Source organism: Oceanobacillus profundus (assembly GCF_003515705.1).
Taxonomy (GTDB): Bacteria; Bacillota; Bacilli; order Bacillales; family Amphibacillaceae; genus Oceanobacillus; species Oceanobacillus profundus.
This window is the reverse complement of record NZ_QWEH01000002.1, coordinates 323,684-348,729: the sequence shown is the minus strand read 5'-3', so window position 1 is coordinate 348,729 and position 25,046 is coordinate 323,684. Positions and strand designations below refer to the sequence as shown.

Sequence of the window (25,046 nt, the reverse complement as noted above, 5' to 3'; positions counted from 1 at the left end):
TCAACACATAGGTAAAAAATACATTCACCAAATCATTGCTGAATCTGTTATATTGTTTTACCTTCCCACATGAATCACCCACTTCCCTAAAATGATTATAATATATTTGAAAATATGAGTCTATATTTAACGAACAATTAACAAAGTAAATTTTATAAAGCATTTTGCTGCCTCTCAGTATAACGATTCTTATGAAATCATTCTTCGCTATAGATATGCCGTTTATACACTAAGTTCTCTAGAAAACGCCAATTCTCCTACTAAAAAAACAGCTGGACATTCCAGCTGTTTTCATAATCATCGCTTCTTCTTATCTCTAAAATCTTTCGATAAAGTCCTTAGAAATGCGATCATCATTATAAGAATTATAACCGTTAATGGTAATGCTGAAGTTAATGATGCAGTTTGCAATGCCTCCAGGCCACCTGCCATCAGTAGTACAACAGCTATTGCGGTAATTAAAACACCCCAGATCACTTTCGTAATAATAGAAGGGTTTATACTTCCTTTTGAGGTCATACTCCCTATTATATAGGTTGCAGAATCTGCAGAGGTTACTAAAAATGTAAAGATAAGCAGAACAGCTAATGCTGAAGAAATTGTCGATAATGGCAACGTCCCAAAGGTTTCAAATAGTGCTACTGCTAAATCTACATCTACAGCCTCCGCTATTTGTGTTCCGAGATTTAAATCACTGTAGAGCGTTGTTCCTCCAAATACAGCTATCCATAAACAGGCAATTGCAGGGGGAACTACAAGTACACCGAAAATAAACTCTCTTATCGTTCTACCTTTCGAAACTCGTGCAACAAAAGCACCTACAAATGGAGACCAAGATATTGCCCATGCCCAATAGAAAATCGTCCACTCGTGTACCCATGTACCACCTTCATATGGTGTCATTCGCAAGCTATACTGAACAAAGTTGGTCAAGTAATCTCCTAACCCCAAAACAAAGGTTTCTAATATAAATACTGTTGGTCCCGCAAAGAAAACAAATAATAGCAATAATAGACATGCTGCAAGATTAATATTACTTAACCATTTCATCCCTTTATTTAAACCTGTTATTGAAGAAGATAAGTAAGTAATGAGCATTACTAAAGCAATAACAATTTGAATTCCGATTGAATTCGGCATTCCGAATATCGAAGTCATCCCACCATTCATCTGTAAAATCCCAAGTCCCAATGAGGTTGCAACTCCCATGACTGTCGCTATAACTGCAAAAGAGTCGACTGTGTTTGCAACTATTTTTTTCGATCCGACTATAGGACGAATCGAAGTGGAAATAAGACCATTTTTATCTTTTCTAAATTGAACATAACCAATGACAAGTCCAACAATAGCGAATACAGACCACTGGCTAATCCCCCAGTTAAAGAAAGCATACCCCATTGCTACTCTCGCTGCTTCTGGAGTTTGGGGATCAAGTCCAGGAAATGGTGTGTTTAAAAAGTGGCTCATCGGTTCTGCAACTCCCCAGAACACAAGACCAGAACCAAATCCTGTGGAGAATAGCATACCAATCCAGGTAAAGAAAGGATACTCCGGCCGAGAACTTGCGTTTCCGAGCCTTAGCCTTCCGTATTTGCTTATTGCAAGAACAATTAAAAATGCAATAAAACTAAATACAGCAAGTAAATAAAACCATCCAAAATTCGTAGTCGTAAAATTAAATAGCGTCTCAGCGACTTTGCCAAATCGTGAAGGCGCAACGGCTCCGATAATGACTAATAAAAAAATAACAATAGCTGAAACAAAAAATACCGGATTTAAAAATGCTCTATTTTTCATATGTATGTTCCTTTCGTCAGCTGTAAGTTTTACTGTAAAATCTCTTGCTATTACAGCATATATAATATATCCTACTTGATCATAGTCTAAACCACTTTTTGTTTTCCGAAGCGGAATCAGATATTAGCATGGAGAATAGAATAAACAAGCTTAAATATATACGAAAAAAACATTAGAAAACTTGAAATCCAAAATAAGTCTACTAAAAGATAATAATTAAATACTTCCGTACATAGAAAAAACCATTCTGAATTCCTTCAGAATGGTTTTTTCTATTACTTTATTATTTTACACTGCGAACATGACCTGCGAACTTGCTTTCCCAGTAACCACTTGTCATATCAGCAACAGCTAATCCCGTAGAATTTTGTGCGCCAATAAATTTACCGCCACCAAGGTAGATTCCAACATGCCCGTTCTTTTTATAGGTGTCAAAGAATACGATATCTCCAGGCTGCATATTGCTAGAAGAAACTTTTGTACCTGTTGTCGCTAAGCCTGTAGTGCTTGATGGAATAGAAATTCCTGCTTGAGCAAATGCCCAGGATACGAATCCAGAACAATCAAATCCTCCTGGACCTTTGCCTCCCCATACATATGGGGTTCCAATATGAGAGAATCCAGCATTAATTGCCGTACTAAGATTGCCAGATGCTGCAGGTCTTGATGTTGATTCTTTGCTTAAAGTTTGTAACTCTCCGCCAGATGCAGCTTTTTCAGATGAACCTGTATCTGTATTTCCAGTTGCATTAGCACTTGCAACTTCTGTTTCTGGTGCAGGCTCTACTGCTGCTTGTAAACTAGTTTTCACTTCTTTTTCTAGTGTTGCAAGCTTAGAGTCTTCTACCTGAAGCTCATCTTTTAATACGCGTAAGTCATTTTCTTTTGCTTTAAGTGTATCTTTTTTATCTTCATTTGATGCTTTTTGTTCTTCAACTAAGGCAAGCATTCCTTCAATTTCAATCTTCATTTCATTTAATTCGTCTAATTTCGCAAGTACAGCATCCTGTTTTTCTTCTACAGCAGCTTTATCTTCTTCCTGCTTTTTGATTAATGAACTATCAGACTCTGAAATTTTATTTACTGCTGAAACACGGCTAATAAAGTCACCAAAGCTTTGGGATCCGAAAATTACTTCAAGGTAACTGATATCCCCACCACTTTGCTGATAGGATACAGCGCGTTCCTTCAATATTTCAAAACGCTTTTCGATTGCTTTTTCTAGTTCCTTAATTTCCTTTTCTAATTGAGCTACCTCATCTTCTTTCTCAGAAATAGCTTCATTTGTATTATCCATTTGCTTTTGGTTTTCTTTTAAGGCTTTATTTACCTTTTCAATTTCTTCATTTAATTTCTCTAAATCTATTAAAACCTCTGCTATTTTACTATCAGCATCAGATAGGTTTGCTTTAATTGCATCTCGCTCTTCTTGAATTTGTGCTTGCTTGTTTTCAATATCTTGAATGGATTCTGCCTGGGCTGATACAGTGAATAAAGTACTACCTAAACCAACCACTGCAACAGTGGATAACGCCATAAATGTCTTTCTCAACTTTCATTTCCCCGCTTCCCATTTCACACCGCAAAGCTCTTTTTATGTAGTCTTCTATGAATTAAATATTGCTAAACTATGTGATTGTTTTTTAATTATGTATTAATTTTTCTAGGCAATATGAATTATAGCATTGTAAAATGACATTCATATTATAGTAATGTTACAATTATATTTCAAAAACGACATAAATCGCCTAATTTTGCTTCATATCTTAACAAAACCTTCATATAATTATCGAAATAATCCAATAAAAATAGCGAGTACCAAAAAAATGCCTACCCTATTTCTTTAGGATAAGCATTTTTTTTATTATTTTAATTCGTTTTGTCAGGAATTTTGAACTATATTTACTTCAAGATAATTAGCTTGTAAATTGTTCAGCTTCTGTCGACCCTTTCAGTGCAGTTGTTGACGAAGTGCCACCAGAAATTACTTGTGCTACTTCATCAAAGTAGCCAGTGCCTACTTCACGCTGATGACGTGTTGCACTATAACCATATTTCTCACTTGCAAATTCATCCTGCTGTAATTTAGAGTATGCCGCCATTCCTTCATCTTTGTACCTTCTTGCTAGCTCAAACATACTATGATTTAGAGCATGGAAGCCTGCCAACGTTACAAACTGGAATTTATAACCCATTTTCCCAAGCTCTTTCTGGAAGTTAGCTATCTCCTCATCAGAAAGTTTATGCTTCCAGTTAAAGGAGGGAGAGCAATTGTATGCCAATAGCTTATTTGGATATCTCTCATGGATTGCATTAGCAAAATGTCTCGCCTCTTCCATATTCGGCTCTGAAGTTTCACACCAAATCATATCTGCATATGGTGCATATGCTAATCCACGAGCAATTGCCTGATCAATACCAGCCTTTGTTCGATAAAATCCTTCAGAGGTTCGTTCCCCTTGAATAAACGGTGCATCATACGGGTCTACATCACTAGTTATCATATCCGCAGCATTGGCATCTGTTCGAGCAATAATTACTGTCGGGGTCCCCATTACATCTGCAGCAAAACGTGCTGCAATTAAATTTTTAACTGCTGTTTGTGTCGGCAGCAAGACTTTACCACCTAAATGTCCACACTTCTTTTCGGATGATAATTGATCTTCAAAGTGTACGCCAGCTGCACCAGATTCAATCATCGACTTCATTAATTCAAACACATTAAGCTGTCCGCCGAAGCCTGCTTCTGCATCCGCTACAATGGGTACATACCAATCAATATCTGTATTCCCTTCCGAATAATGAATCTGATCCGCTCGCTGTAATGCCTGATTAATCCGCTTAACTACATTTGGTACACTATTTGCCGGATATAAGCTTTGATCCGGATACATTTGTCCCGCTAAGTTCGCATCCGCTGCCACCTGCCAGCCACTTAAGTAAATTGCTTTTAACCCAGCCTTTACCTGCTGAACGGCTTGATTTCCTGTTAATGCACCTAAAGCGTTCACATATTCTTCCGTATTGATTGATTCCCATAGTTTCTTTGAGCCTCTTGTTGCTAAAGTATATTCCAAATCAATGGATCCTCTTAAACGAATGACTTCTTCTGCTGTATACGGACGTTCTACACCTACCCAACGAAGTTCCTTTTCCCAACTCTTCTGTAAACTTTCAGCACGTTGATTTGACATCATTCATTTCCCCCTTTTAATAATTCCTTATAGGCTGGTATTGTTAAAAATTCAGCAAAGCTATCTTGTTTTATTAATGCATCAAAAATTTGTGCGGCCTGTCCAAAATTCCCTTTCCGGTAAGTATCCGTACCATATTGTTCTTCAATCACCGATAGTTCCTCTTGCATGATTTCTTCAACTAGCTCCATTGTTACTTTTCTGCCATCAACAAATTCTCCTTTAGGATAGCGAACCCACTGCCACACCTGCGCTCTTGAGATCTCTGCAGTAGCTGCGTCTTCCATTAAATTGTTGATTGGTACAGCTCCTCTCCCGCTTAGCCATGCTGCTATATACTGGATACCTACATTAATATTGGTTCGAAGGCCTCCTTCTGTAATTTCGCCAGCAGGTAACCGGACCAAATCTTCCGCCGATACGCGCACATCGACTCGTTTCTTGTTAATTTGGTTTGGTGTCGGCATCACTTTATCAAAGATATCTTTAACAAGCTGAACCATACCTGGATGTGCAACCCATGTACCATCATGTCCATCAACCGCTTCCCGCTCCTTATCTGCACGAACCTTATCAAATGCGACTTTATTGGCTGCATCATCGTTTTTAACTGGTATTTGAGCTGCCATTTCACCGATCTCCATCGCATTACGCTTATGGCACGTTTGGACTTCTATCCCGCAAATCTCTTGGTAGTTGATCAATTGTCCAATTCCCTTCCCGAACTTGCTTTGTCTCTGAAAGAAATTGTAGCTGCTTTCCCTCATTCAGCTTCTCCTGAATTTGCTGTCTAATTTCCAGCAGGTTTTTACGTCGTTCTTCAAAGTAGTTGTGCAGCTTCTCCAGAAATTCTAATGCTTGAGGTGTTAAAATTTCGTTAAACTGATTTTCATGATTGATTTGTACGGTGGTTTGGTTCATTATCATTCCTCCCCTTGCTGTTGTATTATAAATAGGAATAACTTCACTTTGTTATATAACAATAACAATAAAAAAAATTAATCCTCTTTTTTTGACAAACAGTAATCACATTCCATTGTATAACTTTTAGAATCAACCTCTTTACCACATTCTGGACAGGACAGCTTTTCATACTTTTTCATGTTATCTCCCCTCTCTTTTATATAACAATATTAAATATTGTTTGTTGTTATAATACAGTCTATGTGATTTTTTAAAATAATGCAACCATTTTTTATAAAAATTTGAAATTTCTTATCAGAAGTAAGAAAATAGATACGTGTTATAAACATTTAAGACTTTTTATTTTGGAGTGGAGTTGTCGTGAGATACTTTTCATTTATCGGTGATCGAACTGTTAAAACAGGTATTGCAGTTTTCTTAACTGCGCTAGTGTGCCAATGGATAGGCTGGCCACCTGTATTCGCTGTTATCACAGCCATTGTAACCGTGGAGCCTACTGTATCCGATTCAATAAAAAAAGGCTTGATCCGTTTTCCAGCATCAGCAATAGGCTCTGCTTTTGCGGTGTTATTTATCTCACTTTTCGGTAACTCAGCGCTCACCTATGCACTTGCAGCAGTATGTACAATCGTAACATGTTTCCGTTTGAAGCTTCATGCTGGTTTGCTTGTCGCCACCCTAACTGCTGTTGCAATGGTAGAAGTCATCCATACTAACTTACTTGTTGCGTTTTTTATTCGTTTGGGGACCACAACAATTGGACTTGCTGTTTCAACCTTAGTAAACATGTTTATTCTACCGCCAAAATACCGTTTGCATATTTTTAAAAGGGTTACAACAATACGAATGGATACTGCAAACCTAATTGAACACACATTCCAAGCTATCTTAGAGGGTAAGCAAGAAAACATCCCTGTAAAGGAGAATTTAAGCAAAATGGATCATGCTGTGCTGCAGACCGAACAACTAAGTCGGTTTCAAAAAGACGAAGCAAAATTCCATCCGCTTCTCAAATCGGAGCAAGAACAGTTTGAACAATTACAGCATCAATTAAGCAGCTTACGGATTATACATTACCATTTGAATAATTTAACTCGTAATCCAATTACTGAATTATCGTGGACAGAGCGGGAAAAAAATACAATCATGAAAGCTGTATATGGGGTCACAAAACGTTTACAGGAGGATGAATCCTATGCCGTTACGGTTCATCAAAGGCAATTAAAAGAAATTACAGATTTATTTTGGGAAGACAGTGAAGCAACCATAAGGAGCAATCCTACATCCCTAACGAATTTTCCACCTGAATTAATTATTTTATATGAACTTGTTTCTATTTATCATATGGTTGAAAGATTCTATTCTTTCGATCATGTAAAAATAAAAAGAGCCACTCCTAACTAAGAGCGGCTCTTCTTATTTCACAAGATTTTTTTGAAAGGCATATATAACTGCCTGGGTACGATCCTGTACTTCTAGTTTTCCTAAAATATTACTCACGTGCACCTTAACTGTCTTCAAGGCAATGAATAATTCATCTGCTATTTCTTGATTCGCTTTTCCTTGTGCAATCAATAACAAAATTTCCATTTCACGTTCCGTCAATTGCTCATGAAGCGCTGCTTCTGGCTTGTGTCGCATACGATTCATTATCTTTCCGGTTACTTCTGGTTCAAGTATTGACTGTCCTCCATGTGTAGCACGGATTGCTTTTGCTATTTCACTGGCTTTTGATGTTTTTAACATATAGCTGGTTGCACCTGCTTCAAGCGCTGGATACACTTTTTCATCATCGAGAAAGCTTGTTACAATTATAATTTTTGCTTCTGGCCATTTTTCAATAATTTTCTTGGTCGCTTCAATGCCATCCATTTCCTTCATAACAAGATCCATTAAAATAATATCCGGACGTAATTTCAGTGCTAGCTCAACAGCTGGAGCCCCATCATCTGCTTCAGCAACAACATCGATATCAGGCTGTGCAGAAAGATAAGCTGAAACTCCAATCCGTACCATTTCATGATCATCAACAAACAATACTTTAATCACGTGCATCCTCCTCCTTCCTTAAAACCGGAACCTTCACCTCTAATCGAGTCCCTTCATTTGGTAAACTAATGACTTTGAAAGTACCTCCAACCTCATAGGCACGTTCCCGCATATTTTGCATCCCGTATGAGCTTGTTTTTATAGCATCTGTATTGAAGCCGATCCCATTGTCGGTAACACGTAAAATAATGGTTTCATCTCGTTCAATCAGCAAGACATGCAATGTCGTTGCCCTAGCATGTCGTAACGTGTTTGATAAAGACTCCTGTAAAATACGAAACAGTTGGTCCTCTACACCTTTATCTACTTTAAAATCTTCTACCTTTGTTTCAATTTCCATGGGAACCTTTTGTGTCAGCTCAAGCAATAGCTCTTCAACACCCTCCTGCAGCGTCTTTCCTTTTAGGGCAACAGGACGTAAGTGGAGTAATAATGCCCGCATTTCCAGCTGTGATTGATGAATCATTTTTTCTACCATTTCCAGTTGTTTTTTTAACCCTTGATCCTCTAGTGAACCTGTTTCATTAATGGCAGACATGAGCATGGACGCTGCAAAAAGCTGCTGACTGACGGAATCATGCAGCTCACGTGCAAGTCGGTTTCTTTCTTGGACAACAATTTCTTGGAGGCTTTGCTCACGCTCATTTGCTCGTTCCGTTGCAATTCGCTGTGCATTCTCTGCTTGATTTCGAATTTTTTCCTGCAATTGATACATCCGGTGTTCAATGCTATCCAACTCTTTATATGATTCTTCAATCGCCCCCAGCTTCCCACCCTTTATCATGACATCAAGCTTTCGATCGATTTGGGTTAGTCTTTGCTTCCAATACCAGCCTGTTGTAAAACCAATAATTGTACCAAACATGATCGCTATAATTACAATCGTAAGTATGAAAGATACATCACCGATTTTCTGCTGCCAAAGCAATCCCCAGCCTTCTGCCTTATCAAGTGAAAAGCCAAAAAAAGTAATGAGCACCAACGTAACTGCTAATAATATGCTGCAAGCAACGGCCATCAAAATATGCTTGAAAATTGTATTCATATCCGTTTCACCTCAATATCTCCAGAAAAAAGTGAGGTAATTATTTTCACACGCGGATATGCTGTATCATAATTCGCCGTTTGATAGTGGATCGACTTATTCATTAATTTTAGATGATGCTTTCCTAATATATGAGCTTTACCAAACACTGAGCTGTGATGAATGCTTACTTCAACTTCATAAGGTACATAAATTTCGATATTTCCAATGACGTGCCGGATTGATATAACAGCTGTATCATTTGGCAACACCGTATTACTTAAATCAATAATCCGATCGCCAAATGCGCCGTGGATATTTACATCTTTCCACTGGTACGCAACATCTTCTGTGATTTGGTCGTCAAATAACTTATGGTCGAATAACGGATTTACTTTCAAAATCGATTCATGATTCTTCTCGGCATCCGGAAGAATCGGATCAAACTGAGTTGCTTCGCTTTTAGACTTTGAATAGTTAATAATAAAAATAATAATAGCTGCGATAATCAAAAAGCGTACCGCAAGTAGATTTAGCACTGAAAACACCATGCTAACAAGCGCTATCCAGAATACAATTTTCCCCCATAATTTATGGAAATTTTTCCAGCCAATATACATAAACAATGCAGAAAATAACGCTGGAATGATCGAGCCACCGAAAAAAAAGGCAATCTCAAATATAAGGAGAATCACACCAATGATCAATATCCAGTTGAAATAATCTGTTGTTAGTCTTTTGAACATTTTGTAATCCTCCTTTGTTGTATGTAATATTATATATAAATGAAACAAACCGTTACGTTATTTTAGCAACTCTAAACAATACAGACGCAGGATTTTTTCTGCGCCTGTACTAGTATATCATGTTTTTTATTTTTTCTGCATGTATGTTCTACCGTTGTTAATTTGCTTTTTCGTTTAATTCTTTTTCAAGTGCTGCAATCTTACTATCAAACGTGCTACGATAGTACGAGCTATTCACTTTGTATTCAAGATTCTCGATGTACTGCTCCATCTCATCGAATTTAGAGAATGGCTTCTCCGATGTATCTTCAACAACTCGATTAATTTGATGGTTTGCTTTTGCAATATTTTCACGGCCCATTAACTCCATACGACGCAAGTGCATATCCTTTAAGCGATGTTTCATATCCTCGTATTTTTGCTCAAGTGTGTCAAGCTGTTCAATCGCTTCTTCCCTTGAAGCTTTCATACGTTCAGCGCGTGCTTGATACTCCTCATACTCTTTCAACGCAAATTCATGCATTGCTTGTTCCTCTGCTTTTTCAGCGATTGCCGACTGCTTTAGACGTTTGTCAGCTAATTCTTGAGCCTTCAAATATTCGCGTGAAAATTCTTCTTTTAATTTATACTGACGGTCAATAAGCTTTCGAACTTTTTCTTTCTCTTGCTCACTTTGACGCAAGTATTGATTTAATGCAGCAATCGGATTTTTTTGTTCCTTTTTATCCATCATTGTATGAAGATCAGCTGAAATCGAATCTTTAATGCGTGTAAAAATGTTAGTTGACATAAAAATCTCTCCTTTTTTACTTTTGATTATTAAAATAGTGGTGGTTTCTAATTTGTTATGACATTTGCTTTACTTATTTAATTCGGCCCATTGCCTCTCAAAATTTGTAAATGGATCATCATCCTCTACAACATGAACAACTGGGTCTTCTTCTTTATTCCAGTTTTTATAAATAAGGTAAAGTACGTACGCTGCAGCTACTCCCATTACAGCATACAGATTAGAGAACGTAATACTTAATACAAGCAATCCAACTAATGCCCAGCCGACTTTTGCTAGTGTTGAATCAGTTTTTACGAATTTCTTAAAACAGACGTATAGCAACCAAACGCTAAGTGCTAAGAGCACCATTGGTCCAATGTTTGCCATTAATATGAACAGGGCAATTAACCCTCCAATAAACAACATAAATTTTTTCATTTCGTTTGCCTCCTTTCTTTATCTTGATTCCATCTTACCGGTTTAGGAGACTTTCGATAATGAGCCTGAGAAATATTTTGGACTAGGTCTCGGGGCTTATTGTGGAGTGCGCCTTTAGGTGTGAACGTTCGTAGTGTTGATAGCTGTTGCCGTTGCTGGGGGCATTGTGATTAGGGATGGTGCTTTTTTAGACGGGGTTGGTGTCTTAGAGACGAGGGATGGTGCTTATTATAGTCTGATTTGGTGTCTTAGCGATGAAAGGTGGTGCTATGGCAGACGGGGTGGTGTCTTAGCGATGAAAGATGGTACTTTTTAGAGGTTTTAAAACAACGTGGTGCGGAAACTGGCCGGAGTGATAATAGGAAGAGAAAAAGGAAATGGAATATTTCTCTACTTCCTTTTTCTCTTCCTATTAATAAGCCAGATAATAAATAAAATCGTCCCAATAATGATTAGAGTGAAAGCGAAATCAGAATAGATATTCATGAATCCAATTATTTTTTGCCAGTTTGCCCCAAGGACTGAACCTAATGTGATAAGAATAACATTCCAGAGGATTGTGCCGATTGTTGTAAAAAGGAGGAATAGCCAAAAATTCATTCTGGCCATGCCAGCTGGAATCGAGATCAAGCTTCGAACAATTGGTACCATTCTACAGAATAAGACAGTCCAATAACCATACTTGTCAAACCATGCGTCCGCCTTGCGAATATCTTCCTTTTTTAGTCGCAGAATATGTCCCCAGCGATTTATTATTTTTTCTAATCGTTCTGCATCGAGCAGCATACCAATACTATATAAGATCATTGCACCTATAACCGAACCTGCTGTTGCAGCAACGACGACACCAAATACTGTTAAATCAGTATATGTCGTCAGAAACCCACCGAATGGTAATACAATTTCTGATGGAATCGGAGGAAAAACGTTCTCTAAAACCATCATTAGATAAACTCCCAAATATCCAAGTTTTTCCATGATATCCGTAACCCAATTTTCCATTATAACCACCACCTTCAAGTACATATGCTTGTCCATTAATATGTATTGTTGGAGATCGCTTTTTATGCTTATTTCATTAAGAACAAAAAAAAGAACCCTCTCTGAAAAAGGTTCTTTTACTATTTCATATAATTTTTAGCTTTGTGCTGATTTCGTATTACGTCGCATACTTCGCATGACAAAGCTCACAACTAAAATGAGCACAATTGCTCCAATCAAGGCCGGGACAATATAGAACCCTCCCATTACTGGACCCCATTGGCCGAGTATGAGTGTTCCGAGCCATGCACCAATAATACCAGCGATAATATTTCCAAAAACTCCTCCAGGAATGTCACGCCCGGTTATTAGACTGGCTATCCAACCTAAAATTCCTCCAATGATTAATGACCAAATAAATCCCATTTACTACTCCTCCTTCATATTTATTGCAGGAGTAGTTTAACCAACTTTTTCAGTATCATACAAAATCAAAACAGCTCTGCTAATAACTCATATGACCTCTTCCTTGCTTCATAGCTATGGGTAATAGTAACAATCATTAGTTCATCGACATCATAACGCTGTTGCAGATTCTTAAGCTCTTCTTTTACATGCTGTGGATTTCCAATAATTTGATTCTGTTTCAGTTTATCAATCATCTGAATTTCTTCATTCGTATACTGATATTGTTCTATTTCTTCTATGGAAGGTACACCGTTCTTACCCTCACCTTTTGCTTGCAACACTTTCCAATGCAAATTACTTTGAGCAATTTTTTCTGCCTCTTCTGTTGTTTCAGCACAAACGACGGTAACCGTTACAATAGCTTTGGCTTTATTTGTTGTACTATTATCGAAATAGCTTTTAACGATCGCAGGGCCATCCGCATCACTCATAAAGTGGCCAAACACATAAGGCAACCCTTTTTCAGCTGCTAGATATGCGCTTTTTTCACTCGTTCCTAACAACCATGGAATTGGTGCTGATTCCGGAATTGGTGTGGCAGCAATTTTTGCAAACATATTTTCTTCAGGAAAATCACAATTGATAAAATGAAGCAATTCATCCAAAAGCTTAGGCATGTTTTTCACTTTCTCCAAGAAGTTTCCAGCTAAAGCAATTGAAACCTCAGCCGATCCGCCTGGCGCTCTGCCAATTCCTAAATCTATCCGACCAGGAAATAAAGTTGCTAACATATGATATCTTTCTGCCACATTATATGGTTTATAATTCGGCAATAAGACAGCACCAGAGCCTAAACGAATTCTTTCAGTTTGCGATCCAATTATTCCAAGCAAAATATCTGGAGCTGGACTCGCTAATCCATCAAGATCATGATGCTCTGCTACCCAATATCGCTTATATCCTAAGCGGTCTGCAAGCTGAGCGAGTTCAATAGAAGCGTCTAATGCTTCCTTCGCAGTATGCCCCTTTGCAATTGGTGCTTGATCCAAAATACTAAGCTTCATTCTTATCACCCTCTTCCTTTTGATTCATTTCATCCACAAGCTTTTCCGCTGCTTTTCTGTAAAAATTACTCATATTTGTAAGTGTAGCCACAAGTAGTACTTGTTCCAAATACGGCTCATCATTATCATTCACTTCAGCAACTTCTGTTTCAACCTCATTCATATGTTCGAGTAGGTCTTTTTCAAACATGGCATGGTTTACATTCATTAATTCCAAATAACTACTGTATAATCGTTGTAAATCAAAGGACTCGTCCGTTATTTTCGTATTCAGCCTTTCAAGTGTCAGCTTTACATCATTGATTGATAATGCACCCTTCATTTGATATATCATGCTTATCAACATTAAATGTTCCTTCGAATACCTCTTGTTTTTAATTGGAAAAAACAATTTCCCTTTTGCATAATTATTTATCATTGTTTTTGTAAGTACTTTTTCATCATCATTCCGCTTTTGACCTACAAACTTCTTCTCAAATAGTTGAATTACCTGATCCATATAAAGATCTAAATCTGGGATATCCTCAATAGATAACTGGTTATCTAAATGGAGTGTTTCCATCCATTCATGTTTATGTTTCATTGTAACAACCTCATTTATATATAGTATGTTCATTATAAAGCGAAATTTTCTCGAAGTAAACATTGACTACATCATATAATACGTTTATTATGTACATATAGTTTTTAAAACTACTTATCATTATAGGGGTGTTAATATGAATAATTACATTCGGGAACCGATCAATGGATTTACACATTTATTCGGGGCAATTTTATCAATCGCGGGACTTGTTGCATTGATAATGAAGGCTCTAGATACAACAGAATCAGCGCTTGCAATAACCGCTGTCATTATTTTTGGAATTAGCATGATCCTGCTATATGCTGCATCTGCTACATATCATATGGTTATAGCAAGGGATCGAATCATCGCATTTTTACGACGGGTCGATCATTCGATGATATTTGTACTCATAGCTGGAACGTATACGCCGTTTTGTTTAATCAGTTTAAATGGTGTAACTGGCTGGATTTTATTCGGTGTCATCAGCGGACTTGCGATTGCAGGGGTTATTTTTAAACTAGTTTGGTTTCATGCACCGAGGTGGTTATCAACTGCACTCTATGTCATCATGGGCTGGATTGTAGTGTTTTTCAGTGGATCACTTGCACCGATTATCGGAACGAACGGGATGTTCTTCCTTATTCTTGGTGGTCTACTATATACAATTGGAGCCGTTATTTATTGGCTGAAGCCCGCATTTTTAAGCTTTAAACATGTCGGTTTCCATGAAATTTTTCATATTTTCATCTTGCTCGGCACCCTATTTCATTTTATATGCATTTATGGGTACGTATTATAAAACATATATTTGAAGGACTATTTCATTTTTTTGAGATAGTCCTTTTTGAAATGTTAATTTATTCTAAAGTTTTCTAGACCCTTGTTTAAGAGGCAATTATAGCATCATTAAAACGTAAGATTAATAAATTGGAAGCAATCAGGCCAGTTAAAGGAATAAAAGTATAACCTTTTAGCAATCGAGAAGAAATTAGTTGCTTTTATTGTGGTAAAATTAAAAAGATTAAGGGAATGACTATAAGGAGGGTTTTATCATGGCGAATAAATCAAGTAATAGGAGAATAGATTCTGCTTCAAAAGTAATTATGGCATCTCCACAAACTATTTATCAGGCGTTTTTGAACCCAGAATCATTGGTTTCGTGGCTTCCACCGAAAGGAATGTCGGGTCATATTGACATGTTTGATCCCCGTGAAGGCGGAACTTATAAACTGATTCTTAAATACGAAATGGATCACTCAAACCCTGGAAAGACTACGGAAAACACTGACGTAGCCCAAGGGAAGTTTTTGGAGTTGGTTCCAGACAAACGAATTGTGCAATCAATAAAATTCGATTCCGAGGATCCATCATTCTCGGGCGAGATGATACAGAAGTGGCTCTTGGAACCTGTTTCAGAAGGCACAAAGGTTACTATTGTATGCGAAAACGTACCTGAAGGAATACGGAAGGAGGATCATGACACAGGTTTAGGATCCACGCTGGAGAATCTTGCTATCTTTACTGAATAACAAATTGTAATAATCATTTCTGATATCAATCTTAAGCAAATGAGCGCTTTAACGAATAACCCAAGCGGAAAATGAACAATATTTTTTATAAAAATTCTATGGATCGAAATATGTTGAGAGCCTTTTTCATTAGAAATAACTGAAAATGATGTAAATAGAGAAATAATCGACAGGCTCTTTGAAAGAGTAAAAAAGGAAGTCGAATTAAGAATGGCGCAACCATCAAATGCAGCTATAGATTCATATTAAAATAATAACAAACCATCATATGGTGGTTTGTGTAGACCTAAAATAAAGTCGCGACGTTTGTAAAAAAGATGCGAATTTTTGCCCCTTTGGATTTTGCATTATCCAAAGGGATTTTTATGGATACAATAAAATTAAGTATTATTCCATTAATGGGCCCAAATTGTGGAAGAAGTTTAAAAAGAAAAACAACACTTTTTATAGACCTTTTATTCCCTTAGTTAATTTACTTTTTAACTTCATAATGCAATTCAATAAATTGATTAAATTTCTTAGTTCCTTTCAGAGAAAGGTCTAATTGTCGATTTCCTTCTTTAAATAAAGGGATCCCGTTACCTATTATAGTTGGTGCAATGGTTATAATGAATTCATCAACTAAATCTTTCTGCATAAAAGAATTTAGCAGTTCACCTCCACCGACTACCCAAATGTTATTACCGTCTTTGTTTTTTAGCTTGTTCATGAAATTATTTACATCATCCTTAACAAATTTCACATTCTCGGTATCCTCATAAGAAGATCTCGTAAACACATAGCATTCCTTATTTTTATATGGGAACTCTTCAAAATCTTGCTTCATTACCCAATCGTAAGTTCTTTTTCCCATTAAAAGTGTATCAACTGTTTCATAGAACTCTGCAAAGCCGTTATCTCCTTCACCTTCAACCTTGAATAGCCATTCAAGAGATTCATCTTTCGTAGCAATGTATCCATCCAAACTTGACGCTATGAACAATACCGTATTTCGTCTTTGATTCATGAAAAATCTCCTTTCATTACCTGTAAACTATATAATATAAACATGACATCTTTTGTCATGTTAATCAAAATAACTCGCAAATATTTCTTACTCAAGGGTCATATGGAGTAGAGAGAATTGAGAAAAGACAGGGACTGAAAAGTCTGCGTATACGATTTCAAACAACACATTGGAATTAGATGAAACCTCCCTATTCCGAACCGTGCAGACGGTTGTGTGAGATGTCGAAGGTTAGTTACCGCTTCCTGCTCGCTTCGATTATATAGAAGACGGTTTTATCTTATTTTAGAAAGGGTAAAAAATAATAGGAGGCTGTTCAATATGAGACATATAGTTTTTTATGATGGAGAATGCCCTTTATGTTCAACTGTGAAGATAGCTGTTCAAAAATTAGACTGGTTTCGACGAATTCATTGGATACCGGTTCAAGTAGCTGAGGGGAGCTATAAATTCCACTTTTTAAAAAATCGGGATATATACGATAAGATTCAAATGCTTTCATCCAAAGGTCGTTTGTATGAAGGGTTTTATACTGTAAGGAAAATATTAACTGCTTTGCCATTAACCTTTCCTTTCAGCTTGTTATTTTATCTGCCATATATCGATAGGCTCTTATCTCCGCTGTACATGTGGATTTCCAAAAATCGTTACGATTGGTTCGGACGTAAACCATTATAATCATATGCTAAAAGAATAATTTTAATAAATATCATTGACTAGATACAATTAAAGTTGATTATTAAGACGATGTATTATGAGCAAATTAGGTCCAAATGGTGGTACATTATTTTGTATCATGATTAGGAGGAGTAATATGCCCAAACACAAAAAATTTGGCAGGAGTAGCTAAAACGAGCGGAATAATTGTTGCCATGGTACTCACTTTTTTCTTACCATAGCAGTATCACCTAAACAAGCTTCTACTACCTGTAAAAGTGGTGAAATAGTGTATATTAGCTCTTTGGTCAAGAAATTATTAAATTACGAAAATGGAACTCTTTTAGAAGTCACATGGAAGGATAGAACGAGTTATTACTATACGTTAGAAACGTTTTATGATTCCGACAACGGCTTGGAGATGGAGGTCCCTGAATATAGGGAGTATCACGCAGCACTACTAAGACTGCATGAATCGAAAGATAATAACGGTTTTCCTAAAACAACTCTCGGAATTTGAAAAGGTGGGTAATAAAAACAATCCTTTTATTATTAAAAGGGGCACTGACAGGAGAAACTATCTGGAAATCTTCTATGAAGTAAGTGCAAATAAATCCCACCTACTTCATGCAGGTGGGATTTCTCAACTATATTGTAATTAGATTTATTTAGAAAGGCGGTTTATTTAAAGTTAATAACCAATCATTTCTGATTGTACATAATGATATAACAAATTTTCCGTTTGAATAAGTGAGCTTTCATGTGTTCGCTCAAAAGCATGGGATGAGTCTATTCCTGGTCCAATTAATCCGTGAATAATATCATGGCCTGCACGAATTGCTGCCGAAGCATCTGAACCATAGAATGGATAAATATCCAATTGATAGCCAATGTTATTAGCTTCAGCCAGTTCAACAAGGTGTTTTCGCAAACCATAATGGTATGGTCCTGTCGCATCTTTGACACAAATGGAAACAGTATACTCATCTGTCGACTGCCCATCTCCCATTGCTCCCATATCCACTGCTAAATATTCCACAGTTTCAGGAGTAATGTTGGAATTTCCACCATAACCAATCTCTTCATTATTGGAAATAAGAAAATGCGTTGTATACGGAAGTCTTATCTCTTCCGCTTTGATTCGTTTGATAAGCTGTAATAAAATACCTACACTCGCTTTATCATCTAAATGACGTGATTTAATAAACCCATTTTCAGTCAGCTGTACACGTGGATCAAAGGAAACAAAATCCCCAACCTCAATTCCAAGCGTCCGTACCTCTTCTGCATTTTCAACCTTTGCATCAATCCGCACTTCCATATTCGTCTGGTCACGTTTGGCGTCACCGGCATCTTTATATACATGAACAGAGGTCTGATGCATTAAAATTGTTCCGGTTATAACTTCCCCATTCGCTGTATGAACCTCACAATACTCTCCTTCAATCGAGTTATAGCGAAAACCACCAATCAAATCAAGACGAAGTCGGCCATCACTCTTTACTTCTTTTACCATTGCTCCTAATGTATCTACATGAGCAGTCAGCATGCGATGCTCATCCTTATTTGCACCAGGCAAGGTTGCGATTAAAGCTCCTTTTCGATTATGTTTCGTTTCTACATTTAAATCCTGTAAAAATTGTTCTACAAATTGAATCACTTGAAACGTATACCCAGACGGACTTGGAATTGATACTAATTGTCTAATTAGCTCCTTTGTTTCGCTAACATTCGGATATGGCGTCATCTGATCACCCCTTCTTATCGATATCCTAATTTTACAGTTAACATCACTGCCTGAACAGTAAATATACTTCATTATTGATGGAATTAGTTCTTATCCTAGCCTCCTTTAGAATATGTGTATAAAAGGGATTTAATCAAGGAGGAGAAACAATGGGATATTATGTACAGGTCGAACCATCTGTTAACATTTATGTGGAGGATATCAATCCAACAAGTGAAAAAGTTATTCTGTTTGTGCATGGATGGCCAGCAAATCACCGGTTATTTGAATATCAATTTAATGTTTTTCCTGGTATGGGCTATCGCTGTATCGGAATTGATTTAAGAGGTTTTGGTCAATCCGATAAACCATGGGAAGGTTATTCTTATGATCGTCTTGCAGATGATATTCGCGTTATTGTTGACACACTCGGTTTAAAACATTTTACACTTGCCGGTCATTCAGTTGGTGGTGCAATCGTTATTCGATATATGGGCAGACATCGTGGATATGGTGTAGATAAGCTTGCTCTATTCGCTGCAGCAGCACCTAGCTTCATCCAGCGACCAGGATTTCCATATGGCTTACAAGCTAATGAAGTAAATCAGCTTATCCAACAAACGTACGATAATCGTCCACAAATGCTAGCAGATTTAACGAACATGTTTTTCTACAGAGCGCTGACACCAGCTTTTAAGGAATGGTTTTTCCAATTAGGAATTGTGGCAAGTGGTTATTCCACAGCTAATATTTTAGTCACATTGAGAGATGAAGTACTCTTTGCTGATGTGGAAAGCATTCAAGCACCTACTCTTATTTTCCAGGGAATACATGATCAAATTTGCCTTCCCCAGCTTGCGTCCGTCCTGCATCAACAAATACAGCACTCCAAGCTTATCTGGTTTGAACATAGTGGACACGGATTATTTTGGGAGGAACAAGAAAAATTTAATCGAGAACTATTAACATTTTTAACGGCGTAAAAATAACCTAGCATGTGACCGTATCCTGAATCACATGCTAGGTATTTGTTTAACTTTTACGCAGAAGTTTAAAATTCTTACTCCAGATTCCTTAAAATAAACTCTCCAGCAACAGAAAGACACCTGTAAATAACAATAGAATGTATGTAAATAGCCTAAAAATCTTTTGATTTATCCATTTAAAAAGTAGCTGCCCTAGGAATAATCCTAAAATCACAAACGGAACCGCATATAAACTCGATTCCCAAATAACTTTATTTGTACCCGTAAAGATGATTTGCGTAATAAGACTGACAAGATAAATAAAAAGATAAAATCCTAAAGTCGTTGCCCGCAGCTTTGCTTTTTCCGTATCTGTTCCAGTAAAATATAACAACAATGGCGGTCCAGGCATTCCAACACTTGTTGTTAACCCTCCAGATATCCCGCCAACAATGAAATCTCTGATTGGAGTTGGTTTTACTTTGAAGTTTAGCATTAACAATACAGTTAATAGCAGAATAAGGATACTGATTCCCAGCTTGAAAACGTTCATATCTTCAATCGTTATAATTAGGATAACACCAACGGGGATACCAGCTAAGCTTCCTAGCGTAAATCGCTTTACAATCTTAAAATCAATATCTTTTCTTATTTTATAGACTAATGCAATTGAAATAATTAAAGATAAAATAATATTTATCTGAATTGCTTCTTGAGGCAAAAATAACATGAGCAAGAATGGTGTAGCCATTATTGAAAAGCCGAACCCAGTGCTCGTTTGAAGAATAGAAGCAACTAAAATAATTGTGATAAATAAAAATATCGTTCCCAAAATAGACACCCTCTGCCTGTGTGATGTTGTGTATTATTCATCATAGCATTGTTCACCTATTTTTTGTTCTTCATCTGACAACTTTTAGCGAAATAGCACAAAGGATATACGCTGATTAACATTCTACTTAGAGCAGACTTTTACGATGGATTTTAAAAAGGACCTAACCTTTGAAAAGCCACCTGACATGTATCAGATGGCCTAAAACAAATTATTATTCAACTAAAAGCGGATAATACCCTTCCTCATTATGTGTTTCTGTTCCGACTAATGGCGGGTTGAACACACAAACCATTCGCATTTGTGTACGTGCACGAAGACGATGCTTATCATTATCATTCAACAAATACATTGTTCCAGGCTTAATTTGAAAAACATCTCCAGTTTCCACTTTTTCAATTTCCCCTTCACCTTCAATGCAATAAACTGCTTCAATATGATTTTTATACCAGAAAAAGTTATCCGTACCAGCTTTAATAATGGTATCGTTCATGCTAAAGCCAACGCCATCCTTTTTCAAAATAAATCGACGGCTCGACCAGTTTTCACTGAAAGTTTCATCCTCTGTTCCAATAATTTCCTCTAATGATTTAACGATCATAGCGCATTCCCCTTTCTTATCCCTCATTATTTGTTCAAGACATAGTTAATACTGTCATCTAATAGCTGAAATCCCTTTTCTAATCCCACTTTGTCAATAATAAGCGGTGGCAGGAATTTAACGACTTCATCCTTAGGACCGGAAGTTTCTACAATTAAGCCACGCTGAAATGCTTCTGCACAAATTTCAGTTGCTAGACCCTCTTCCTCTACTGCAATTCCCTGCATCAATCCTCTGCCCCTTGCTTCTCCATTCAGTTCAGGATATTTTTCAATTATAGTACTTACAGCAGTCTTTAGAATTTCTGCTTTTTCCTGAACTTCTTTTTCGAAGTCATTATTTTTCCAATAGCTTAATGCTTCCGTCGCTGCAATAAACGCTAAATTATTTCCACGGAAAGTACCATTGTGCTCACCCGGACCCCATTTGTCATGTTCCGGTTTGATTAATGTAATTGCCATTGGCAGACCAAAACCACCGATCGATTTGGAAAGACAAACAACATCCGGTTCAATACCAGCTGGTTCAAAGCTAAAGAAAGTACCCGTACGTCCATTTCCTGCCTGCACATCATCTACAATTAATAAAATGTCCCAGCGTTTACACAGTTCCTCTATCTTTTGTAACCATTCGATTCGCGCAGCATTAATGCCACCTTCTCCCTGTACCGTTTCCAATATAATAGCAGCTGGCAATGCCACACCACTTCCACTATCCTCTAAAAACCGTTCCAAATAGGCGATGGAATCATGATTTTCCACATAATTATCAAACGGCATAGATACCGAATGATGGAGTGGCACACCTGCACCATGGCGTTTAAAGGAATTACCTGTCACAGAAAGAGAACCAATCGTCATTCCGTGAAAAGCATTTGTGAAGCTTATAACTGTCTCACGTCCTGTTACCTTTCTAGCAATTTTCAAAGCACTTTCTACTGTATTTGTTCCAGTTGGACCCGGAAACATAATTTTATAGTCAAGCTTACGTGGTGTAAGAATAATTTCTTTAAAGTTTTCAAGGAATTCTTTTCTTGGAGTTGTACCCATGTCGAGGCTATGTATAATGCCATCATTTTGGATATATTCAATCACTTTTTGCTGCATCGTATCATCATTATGGCCATAATTCATTGTTCCTGCACCGGCAAAAAAATCAATATACTCCTTGCCATCTGTATCCCAAAGTTTATAGCCCTTTGCTTTATTAAAAACTGTCGGCCAGCCTCTGCTATAGCTTCTTACAGCAGACTCTAATTCCTCAAATGTTTTCATTTTCGCATCATTTAATACAGCTGTAGTCACCAAATCATCCTTTATCTTTTATTTTTTATTGGACCTATCTTGAATAGCAATTCATCTTCATGTCCTTCAGCTGGAAAATCCTCTGAGAGAAAGTAATCACTGATGTTGCAATCTGTCTCAAGCTTTTTTGCAAGACCTTTAAATAATGATTGTGACGGTTTATTTGAAGGTGAAACTGTTGCTTCAATGTATTGAACGGTTCCACATGCTGTACGGTTCAGTAATTGGTACAACATCTTTGTTGCTAAACCTTTACCGCGCTCAGATTCATTAACAGCAACCTGCCAAATGAATAATTTATCCGTTGTATTCGGATGAAAAAACCCGGAAATAAACCCAACAATCTCCCCGTTTCTTTCTGCCACAATGGATGTATCAGAAAATATCTCACACCACATTAAATAACTATATGACGAATTTAAATCAAGTACCTTTGTATTTTTTATGAGTTGCCAAACCACTGATCCATCGTGTTTGGTTGGCTTACGAAAATGAAAATCTGTTTCAATTTCAGCTACTGCATTCATTCCTGCAATTCCATTTGTATTGATGCTCTCACCTCCTGCGCTATTTAATTGGTACTCTATAAGATTAATAATAAGCTTCCATTTCGTCAAAATTGATAAAGGCGGGAATTTACAGATTATTCATGATGAGGTATGCTGTGGGTAGTTTGATTGAAGATGCCTATTAAAAGCTAGCAAATGCTGAGGTATAATCCGGTTTATGCAAAATTCGAGTTTTTTAGAGTTTTAAATCAGAAGGTTGGTTGCTGATTGGTCGTATTTTTAGCAAGTCTCTAATAAAGCAAATTAATATTGACAGGACGGCATTTTACACGTATAGTAATAAGTACAAATCGTACATACGATTCCGTAGCTCAGCTGGGAGAGCGCTACCTTGACAGGGTAGAGGTCGTTGGTTCGAGCCCAATCGGAATCATCATAAAACAGAGGTCTGTATCCCTTGTATATCAAGGAGTACAGGCTTTTTTATTTTTATAGTAAAGATTTGTTTTTCACCCCAATTTGGTTAGCAGTCACAAATCAGTCACAGAATTTTTTAGAGCCATTTCAAACACATCGGCAACATCATAATCGTTGTTAGGAACAAGGTGAGCGTATATTTCCAAGGTTGTTTTGGGGCTGGTATGTCCCATACGTGCAGCAACTTTGACTAAATCTACACCTCCTGATAACAGGATGGATGCGTGCGAATGTCTTAAATCGTGAAAGCGAATGATACGTACACCACCTGCTTAATGATTCTATTTGTAACCCGCAGCAAATTTCCCGGATCCTGGACCGCCCCATTTTCTGTACAAACAACTAAATCTTGATCTTGGTACATTTCTCCAGCCGCTTTCTTCTGACCCTCCTGATTTCTTCGGTGTTCTTTAAGTTCAGTGATGACTCGGCTAGATAGTAGAAAACCGGATTTCTTTTTCTGTTTACGCACCCCATCTTGATTGAGATCAACGGTATATCGATATCTAATCCCTTGTTTTTTCTTATATTTTTGAATAGATCCTATCATTTTGCTTACCTCCTTATTAGTAAAGGTAAGCAAGTGGTCTACTTTTAATTTTGACCAAGGAATAGTAAATTATAATTAGTTACATTAATTTAGATTTATTATTTGAAATATTGCAATTAAATGGTAAGGTTAATATGCACTTAAACTAACAGGACATTATTGTTGTAGAATAATAGAAATGCATATATTCTCTAAGAAAATTAAAAAGAAACTCTTGACTCTCCCCTATAGGGTAGACATTAAACTCTATTTGTAAGTTAATCATTTAAAGGAGGAATTCAAAATGAACTTAGAAATTAGAGACATTAAAAAAGAGGACATAGAACCTATTAAAGTAATTACTGCTGAGGCCTTTGCTAAAGGGTTTATAGAAGAGGTAGAAAACGAAGATATACTAGATGCAGCAATTACGCTAATGTTTATAAATCCGATATTAAACAAAAGTACCTTCGGGAGAGTAGCTACACTAGACGGCGAGGTCATTGGTGTAATTTTTGGATCAAGAGTTGATGAGATAAGATCTTATAGATTATTACAAGAGGATTATACAAAGGAACTGTTAGAAATCTTAAATCTAAACGACATCGAAAGAAACTTATTTGTCGAATTTACTTCAAAGACTAATGATGCATATAGCAAGTTAATTAGAGGAAAAGAAAATGAGTTTCAAGGCTGTTTAGAATTCTTTGCCGTTTCTGAAAAGTCGAGAGGTAAAAAGGTAGGAAAAAAATTATTGAATGAGCTATTTTCTTACTTTAGAAACACAAAAGTTAATAAAATCTATGTATATACAGATACAATAAGTAACTATGGGTTCTACGACTGTAATGGTTTTAAACGCCTAGAGGAAGAATTAACTGTATTTAATTTACCTGAAGGAAGATTCGAGAATACAAACTTTATTTATGAATACAAATTTTAAGTT

At 36.9% G+C, this 25,046-nt stretch carries 28 protein-coding genes, 1 tRNA gene and 1 pseudogene; 8 read left to right on the top strand and 22 right to left on the bottom strand.

From position 1 onward, the window contains the following. Positions 1-297: 297 nt before the first annotated feature. The 5 genes and pseudogenes from D1B32_RS04915 to D1B32_RS04895 form a co-directional block, all read right to left on the bottom strand. Positions 298-1,797, bottom strand: coding sequence for a BCCT family transporter (locus D1B32_RS04915; protein WP_095309364.1), 1,500 nt, complete (start codon positions 1,795-1,797; stop codon positions 298-300). Positions 1,798-2,080: 283 nt separating this feature from the next. Beyond that, positions 2,081-3,349 carry a C40 family peptidase gene (locus D1B32_RS04910; protein ID WP_240033733.1) on the bottom strand — a complete coding sequence of 423 codons (1,269 nt, stop codon included), beginning with the start codon at positions 3,347-3,349 and terminating at the stop codon, positions 2,081-2,083. Between the two features lie 364 nt (positions 3,350-3,713). After that, complete coding sequence (gene aceA / locus D1B32_RS04905; RefSeq protein ID WP_095309517.1) at positions 3,714-4,991, bottom strand: isocitrate lyase; 1,278 nt, start codon at positions 4,989-4,991, stop codon at positions 3,714-3,716. Continuing rightward, a pseudogene (locus D1B32_RS04900) lies at positions 4,991-5,662 on the bottom strand (malate synthase A); the annotation flags it as partial. The gene aceA and the pseudogene D1B32_RS04900, both read right to left, overlap by 1 nt. Continuing rightward, positions 5,646-5,912: a hypothetical protein gene (locus D1B32_RS04895; RefSeq protein ID WP_158586206.1), complete on the bottom strand. Its 267-nt coding sequence runs from the start codon at positions 5,910-5,912 to the stop codon at positions 5,646-5,648. The gene D1B32_RS04895 and the pseudogene D1B32_RS04900, both read right to left, overlap by 17 nt. Positions 5,913-6,275: 363 nt before the next feature. Here D1B32_RS04895 and D1B32_RS04890 point away from each other — a divergent pair, with 363 nt between their 5' ends. Next, the gene (locus D1B32_RS04890) at positions 6,276-7,319 is read left to right on the top strand and encodes an aromatic acid exporter family protein (protein WP_118888776.1); all 1,044 of its coding nucleotides are present in this window, start codon (positions 6,276-6,278) and stop codon (positions 7,317-7,319) included. Positions 7,320-7,331: 12 nt separating this feature from the next. Here D1B32_RS04890 and D1B32_RS04885 read toward each other — a convergent pair whose 3' ends face one another. From D1B32_RS04885 to D1B32_RS04865, 5 genes are all read right to left on the bottom strand, one after another. Beyond that, a complete protein-coding gene (locus D1B32_RS04885) occupies positions 7,332-7,964 on the bottom strand; it encodes a response regulator (protein ID WP_095309371.1) in 633 nt (210 codons plus the stop codon). Then, entirely contained in the window at positions 7,957-9,009 is a 1,053-nt protein-coding gene (locus D1B32_RS04880; RefSeq protein WP_118888775.1) for a sensor histidine kinase, read from the bottom strand. Before D1B32_RS04880 ends, D1B32_RS04885 begins: the two co-directional genes overlap by 8 nt. Further along, positions 9,006-9,734, bottom strand: coding sequence for a cell wall-active antibiotics response protein LiaF (gene liaF, locus D1B32_RS04875; protein WP_118888774.1), 729 nt, complete (start codon positions 9,732-9,734; stop codon positions 9,006-9,008). The genes D1B32_RS04880 and liaF overlap by 4 nt, the downstream gene beginning before the upstream one ends. 157 nt (positions 9,735-9,891) lie before the next feature. Next, the gene (locus tag D1B32_RS04870; RefSeq protein WP_095309377.1) at positions 9,892-10,524 is read right to left on the bottom strand and encodes a PspA/IM30 family protein; all 633 of its coding nucleotides are present in this window, start codon (positions 10,522-10,524) and stop codon (positions 9,892-9,894) included. 69 nt (positions 10,525-10,593) lie between these two features. Further along, on the bottom strand, positions 10,594-10,944 hold the full coding sequence (locus D1B32_RS04865; protein ID WP_118888773.1) for a lmo0954 family membrane protein: 351 nt from the start codon (positions 10,942-10,944) through the stop codon (positions 10,594-10,596). A gap of 133 nt (positions 10,945-11,077) precedes the next feature. On the opposite strand from D1B32_RS04865, the gene D1B32_RS04860 reads away from it, so the two are divergent. Further along, the gene (locus D1B32_RS04860) at positions 11,078-11,260 is read left to right on the top strand and encodes a hypothetical protein (RefSeq protein WP_118888772.1); all 183 of its coding nucleotides are present in this window, start codon (positions 11,078-11,080) and stop codon (positions 11,258-11,260) included. 74 nt (positions 11,261-11,334) lie between these two features. Here the strand turns inward: D1B32_RS04860 and D1B32_RS04855 are convergent, their stop codons facing one another. The 4 genes from D1B32_RS04855 to D1B32_RS04840 form a co-directional block, all read right to left on the bottom strand. Then, positions 11,335-11,946, bottom strand: coding sequence for a DedA family protein (locus D1B32_RS04855; RefSeq protein ID WP_095309383.1), 612 nt, complete (start codon positions 11,944-11,946; stop codon positions 11,335-11,337). 135 nt (positions 11,947-12,081) lie between these two features. Beyond that, positions 12,082-12,351, bottom strand: coding sequence for a GlsB/YeaQ/YmgE family stress response membrane protein (locus D1B32_RS04850; RefSeq protein WP_095309385.1), 270 nt, complete (start codon positions 12,349-12,351; stop codon positions 12,082-12,084). 65 nt (positions 12,352-12,416) lie between these two features. Then, positions 12,417-13,397, bottom strand: coding sequence for an LLM class flavin-dependent oxidoreductase (locus tag D1B32_RS04845; protein ID WP_118888771.1), 981 nt, complete (start codon positions 13,395-13,397; stop codon positions 12,417-12,419). Next, positions 13,387-13,980 (bottom strand): DUF1836 domain-containing protein, encoded by a 594-nt coding sequence (locus D1B32_RS04840; RefSeq protein WP_095309389.1) that lies wholly within the window; start codon positions 13,978-13,980, stop codon positions 13,387-13,389. Before D1B32_RS04840 ends, D1B32_RS04845 begins: the two co-directional genes overlap by 11 nt. Positions 13,981-14,116: 136 nt before the next feature. On the opposite strand from D1B32_RS04840, the gene trhA reads away from it, so the two are divergent. Next, positions 14,117-14,764: a PAQR family membrane homeostasis protein TrhA gene (gene trhA / locus D1B32_RS04835; protein WP_095309391.1), complete on the top strand. Its 648-nt coding sequence runs from the start codon at positions 14,117-14,119 to the stop codon at positions 14,762-14,764. Positions 14,765-15,017: 253 nt separating this feature from the next. Then, complete coding sequence (locus tag D1B32_RS04830; protein WP_095309392.1) at positions 15,018-15,494, top strand: SRPBCC domain-containing protein; 477 nt, start codon at positions 15,018-15,020, stop codon at positions 15,492-15,494. A gap of 472 nt (positions 15,495-15,966) precedes the next feature. Here D1B32_RS04830 and D1B32_RS04825 read toward each other — a convergent pair whose 3' ends face one another. Continuing rightward, positions 15,967-16,500: a dihydrofolate reductase family protein gene (locus D1B32_RS04825; RefSeq protein WP_095309397.1), complete on the bottom strand. Its 534-nt coding sequence runs from the start codon at positions 16,498-16,500 to the stop codon at positions 15,967-15,969. A 321-nt stretch (positions 16,501-16,821) separates the two neighbouring features. Here D1B32_RS04825 and D1B32_RS04820 point away from each other — a divergent pair, with 321 nt between their 5' ends. Next, positions 16,822-17,178 (top strand): thiol-disulfide oxidoreductase DCC family protein, encoded by a 357-nt coding sequence (locus D1B32_RS04820; RefSeq protein ID WP_095309399.1) that lies wholly within the window; start codon positions 16,822-16,824, stop codon positions 17,176-17,178. Positions 17,179-17,848: 670 nt separating this feature from the next. Here D1B32_RS04820 and D1B32_RS04810 read toward each other — a convergent pair. Continuing rightward, on the bottom strand, positions 17,849-18,904 hold the full coding sequence (locus D1B32_RS04810; RefSeq protein WP_095309405.1) for a M42 family metallopeptidase: 1,056 nt from the start codon (positions 18,902-18,904) through the stop codon (positions 17,849-17,851). 149 nt (positions 18,905-19,053) lie between these two features. Between D1B32_RS04810 and D1B32_RS04805 the strand changes: the two genes are divergently transcribed. Then, entirely contained in the window at positions 19,054-19,866 is an 813-nt protein-coding gene (locus D1B32_RS04805; protein ID WP_095309407.1) for an alpha/beta fold hydrolase, read from the top strand. A gap of 91 nt (positions 19,867-19,957) precedes the next feature. Here the strand turns inward: D1B32_RS04805 and D1B32_RS04800 are convergent, their stop codons facing one another. The 4 genes from D1B32_RS04800 to ectA all read right to left on the bottom strand — a co-directional run bounded on the left by D1B32_RS04800 (position 19,958) and on the right by ectA (position 23,112). Next, positions 19,958-20,680 (bottom strand): sulfite exporter TauE/SafE family protein, encoded by a 723-nt coding sequence (locus D1B32_RS04800; protein WP_095309410.1) that lies wholly within the window; start codon positions 20,678-20,680, stop codon positions 19,958-19,960. Between the two features lie 214 nt (positions 20,681-20,894). Further along, positions 20,895-21,281 carry an ectoine synthase gene (locus D1B32_RS04795; RefSeq protein ID WP_095309412.1) on the bottom strand — a complete coding sequence of 129 codons (387 nt, stop codon included), beginning with the start codon at positions 21,279-21,281 and terminating at the stop codon, positions 20,895-20,897. A 26-nt stretch (positions 21,282-21,307) separates the two neighbouring features. Next, the gene (gene ectB / locus D1B32_RS04790; RefSeq protein WP_095309519.1) at positions 21,308-22,555 is read right to left on the bottom strand and encodes a diaminobutyrate--2-oxoglutarate transaminase; all 1,248 of its coding nucleotides are present in this window, start codon (positions 22,553-22,555) and stop codon (positions 21,308-21,310) included. Positions 22,556-22,596: 41 nt separating this feature from the next. Further along, entirely contained in the window at positions 22,597-23,112 is a 516-nt protein-coding gene (gene ectA, locus D1B32_RS04785; RefSeq protein WP_118888770.1) for a diaminobutyrate acetyltransferase, read from the bottom strand. A gap of 342 nt (positions 23,113-23,454) precedes the next feature. On the opposite strand from ectA, the gene D1B32_RS04780 reads away from it, so the two are divergent. Further along, positions 23,455-23,527 (top strand) — tRNA-Val (locus D1B32_RS04780). 97 nt (positions 23,528-23,624) lie between these two features. Here the strand turns inward: D1B32_RS04780 and D1B32_RS24580 are convergent. Both D1B32_RS24580 and D1B32_RS04770 read right to left on the bottom strand, forming a co-directional pair. Then, positions 23,625-23,786: a hypothetical protein gene (locus D1B32_RS24580; RefSeq protein ID WP_392391097.1), complete on the bottom strand. Its 162-nt coding sequence runs from the start codon at positions 23,784-23,786 to the stop codon at positions 23,625-23,627. 20 nt (positions 23,787-23,806) lie between these two features. Further along, the gene (locus D1B32_RS04770; RefSeq protein WP_118888768.1) at positions 23,807-24,121 is read right to left on the bottom strand and encodes an Arm DNA-binding domain-containing protein; all 315 of its coding nucleotides are present in this window, start codon (positions 24,119-24,121) and stop codon (positions 23,807-23,809) included. 283 nt (positions 24,122-24,404) lie between these two features. Here D1B32_RS04770 and D1B32_RS04765 point away from each other — a divergent pair, with 283 nt between their 5' ends. Next, positions 24,405-25,043: a GNAT family N-acetyltransferase gene (locus tag D1B32_RS04765; protein ID WP_118888767.1), complete on the top strand. Its 639-nt coding sequence runs from the start codon at positions 24,405-24,407 to the stop codon at positions 25,041-25,043. The last annotated feature ends 3 nt before the right edge of the window (positions 25,044-25,046 follow it).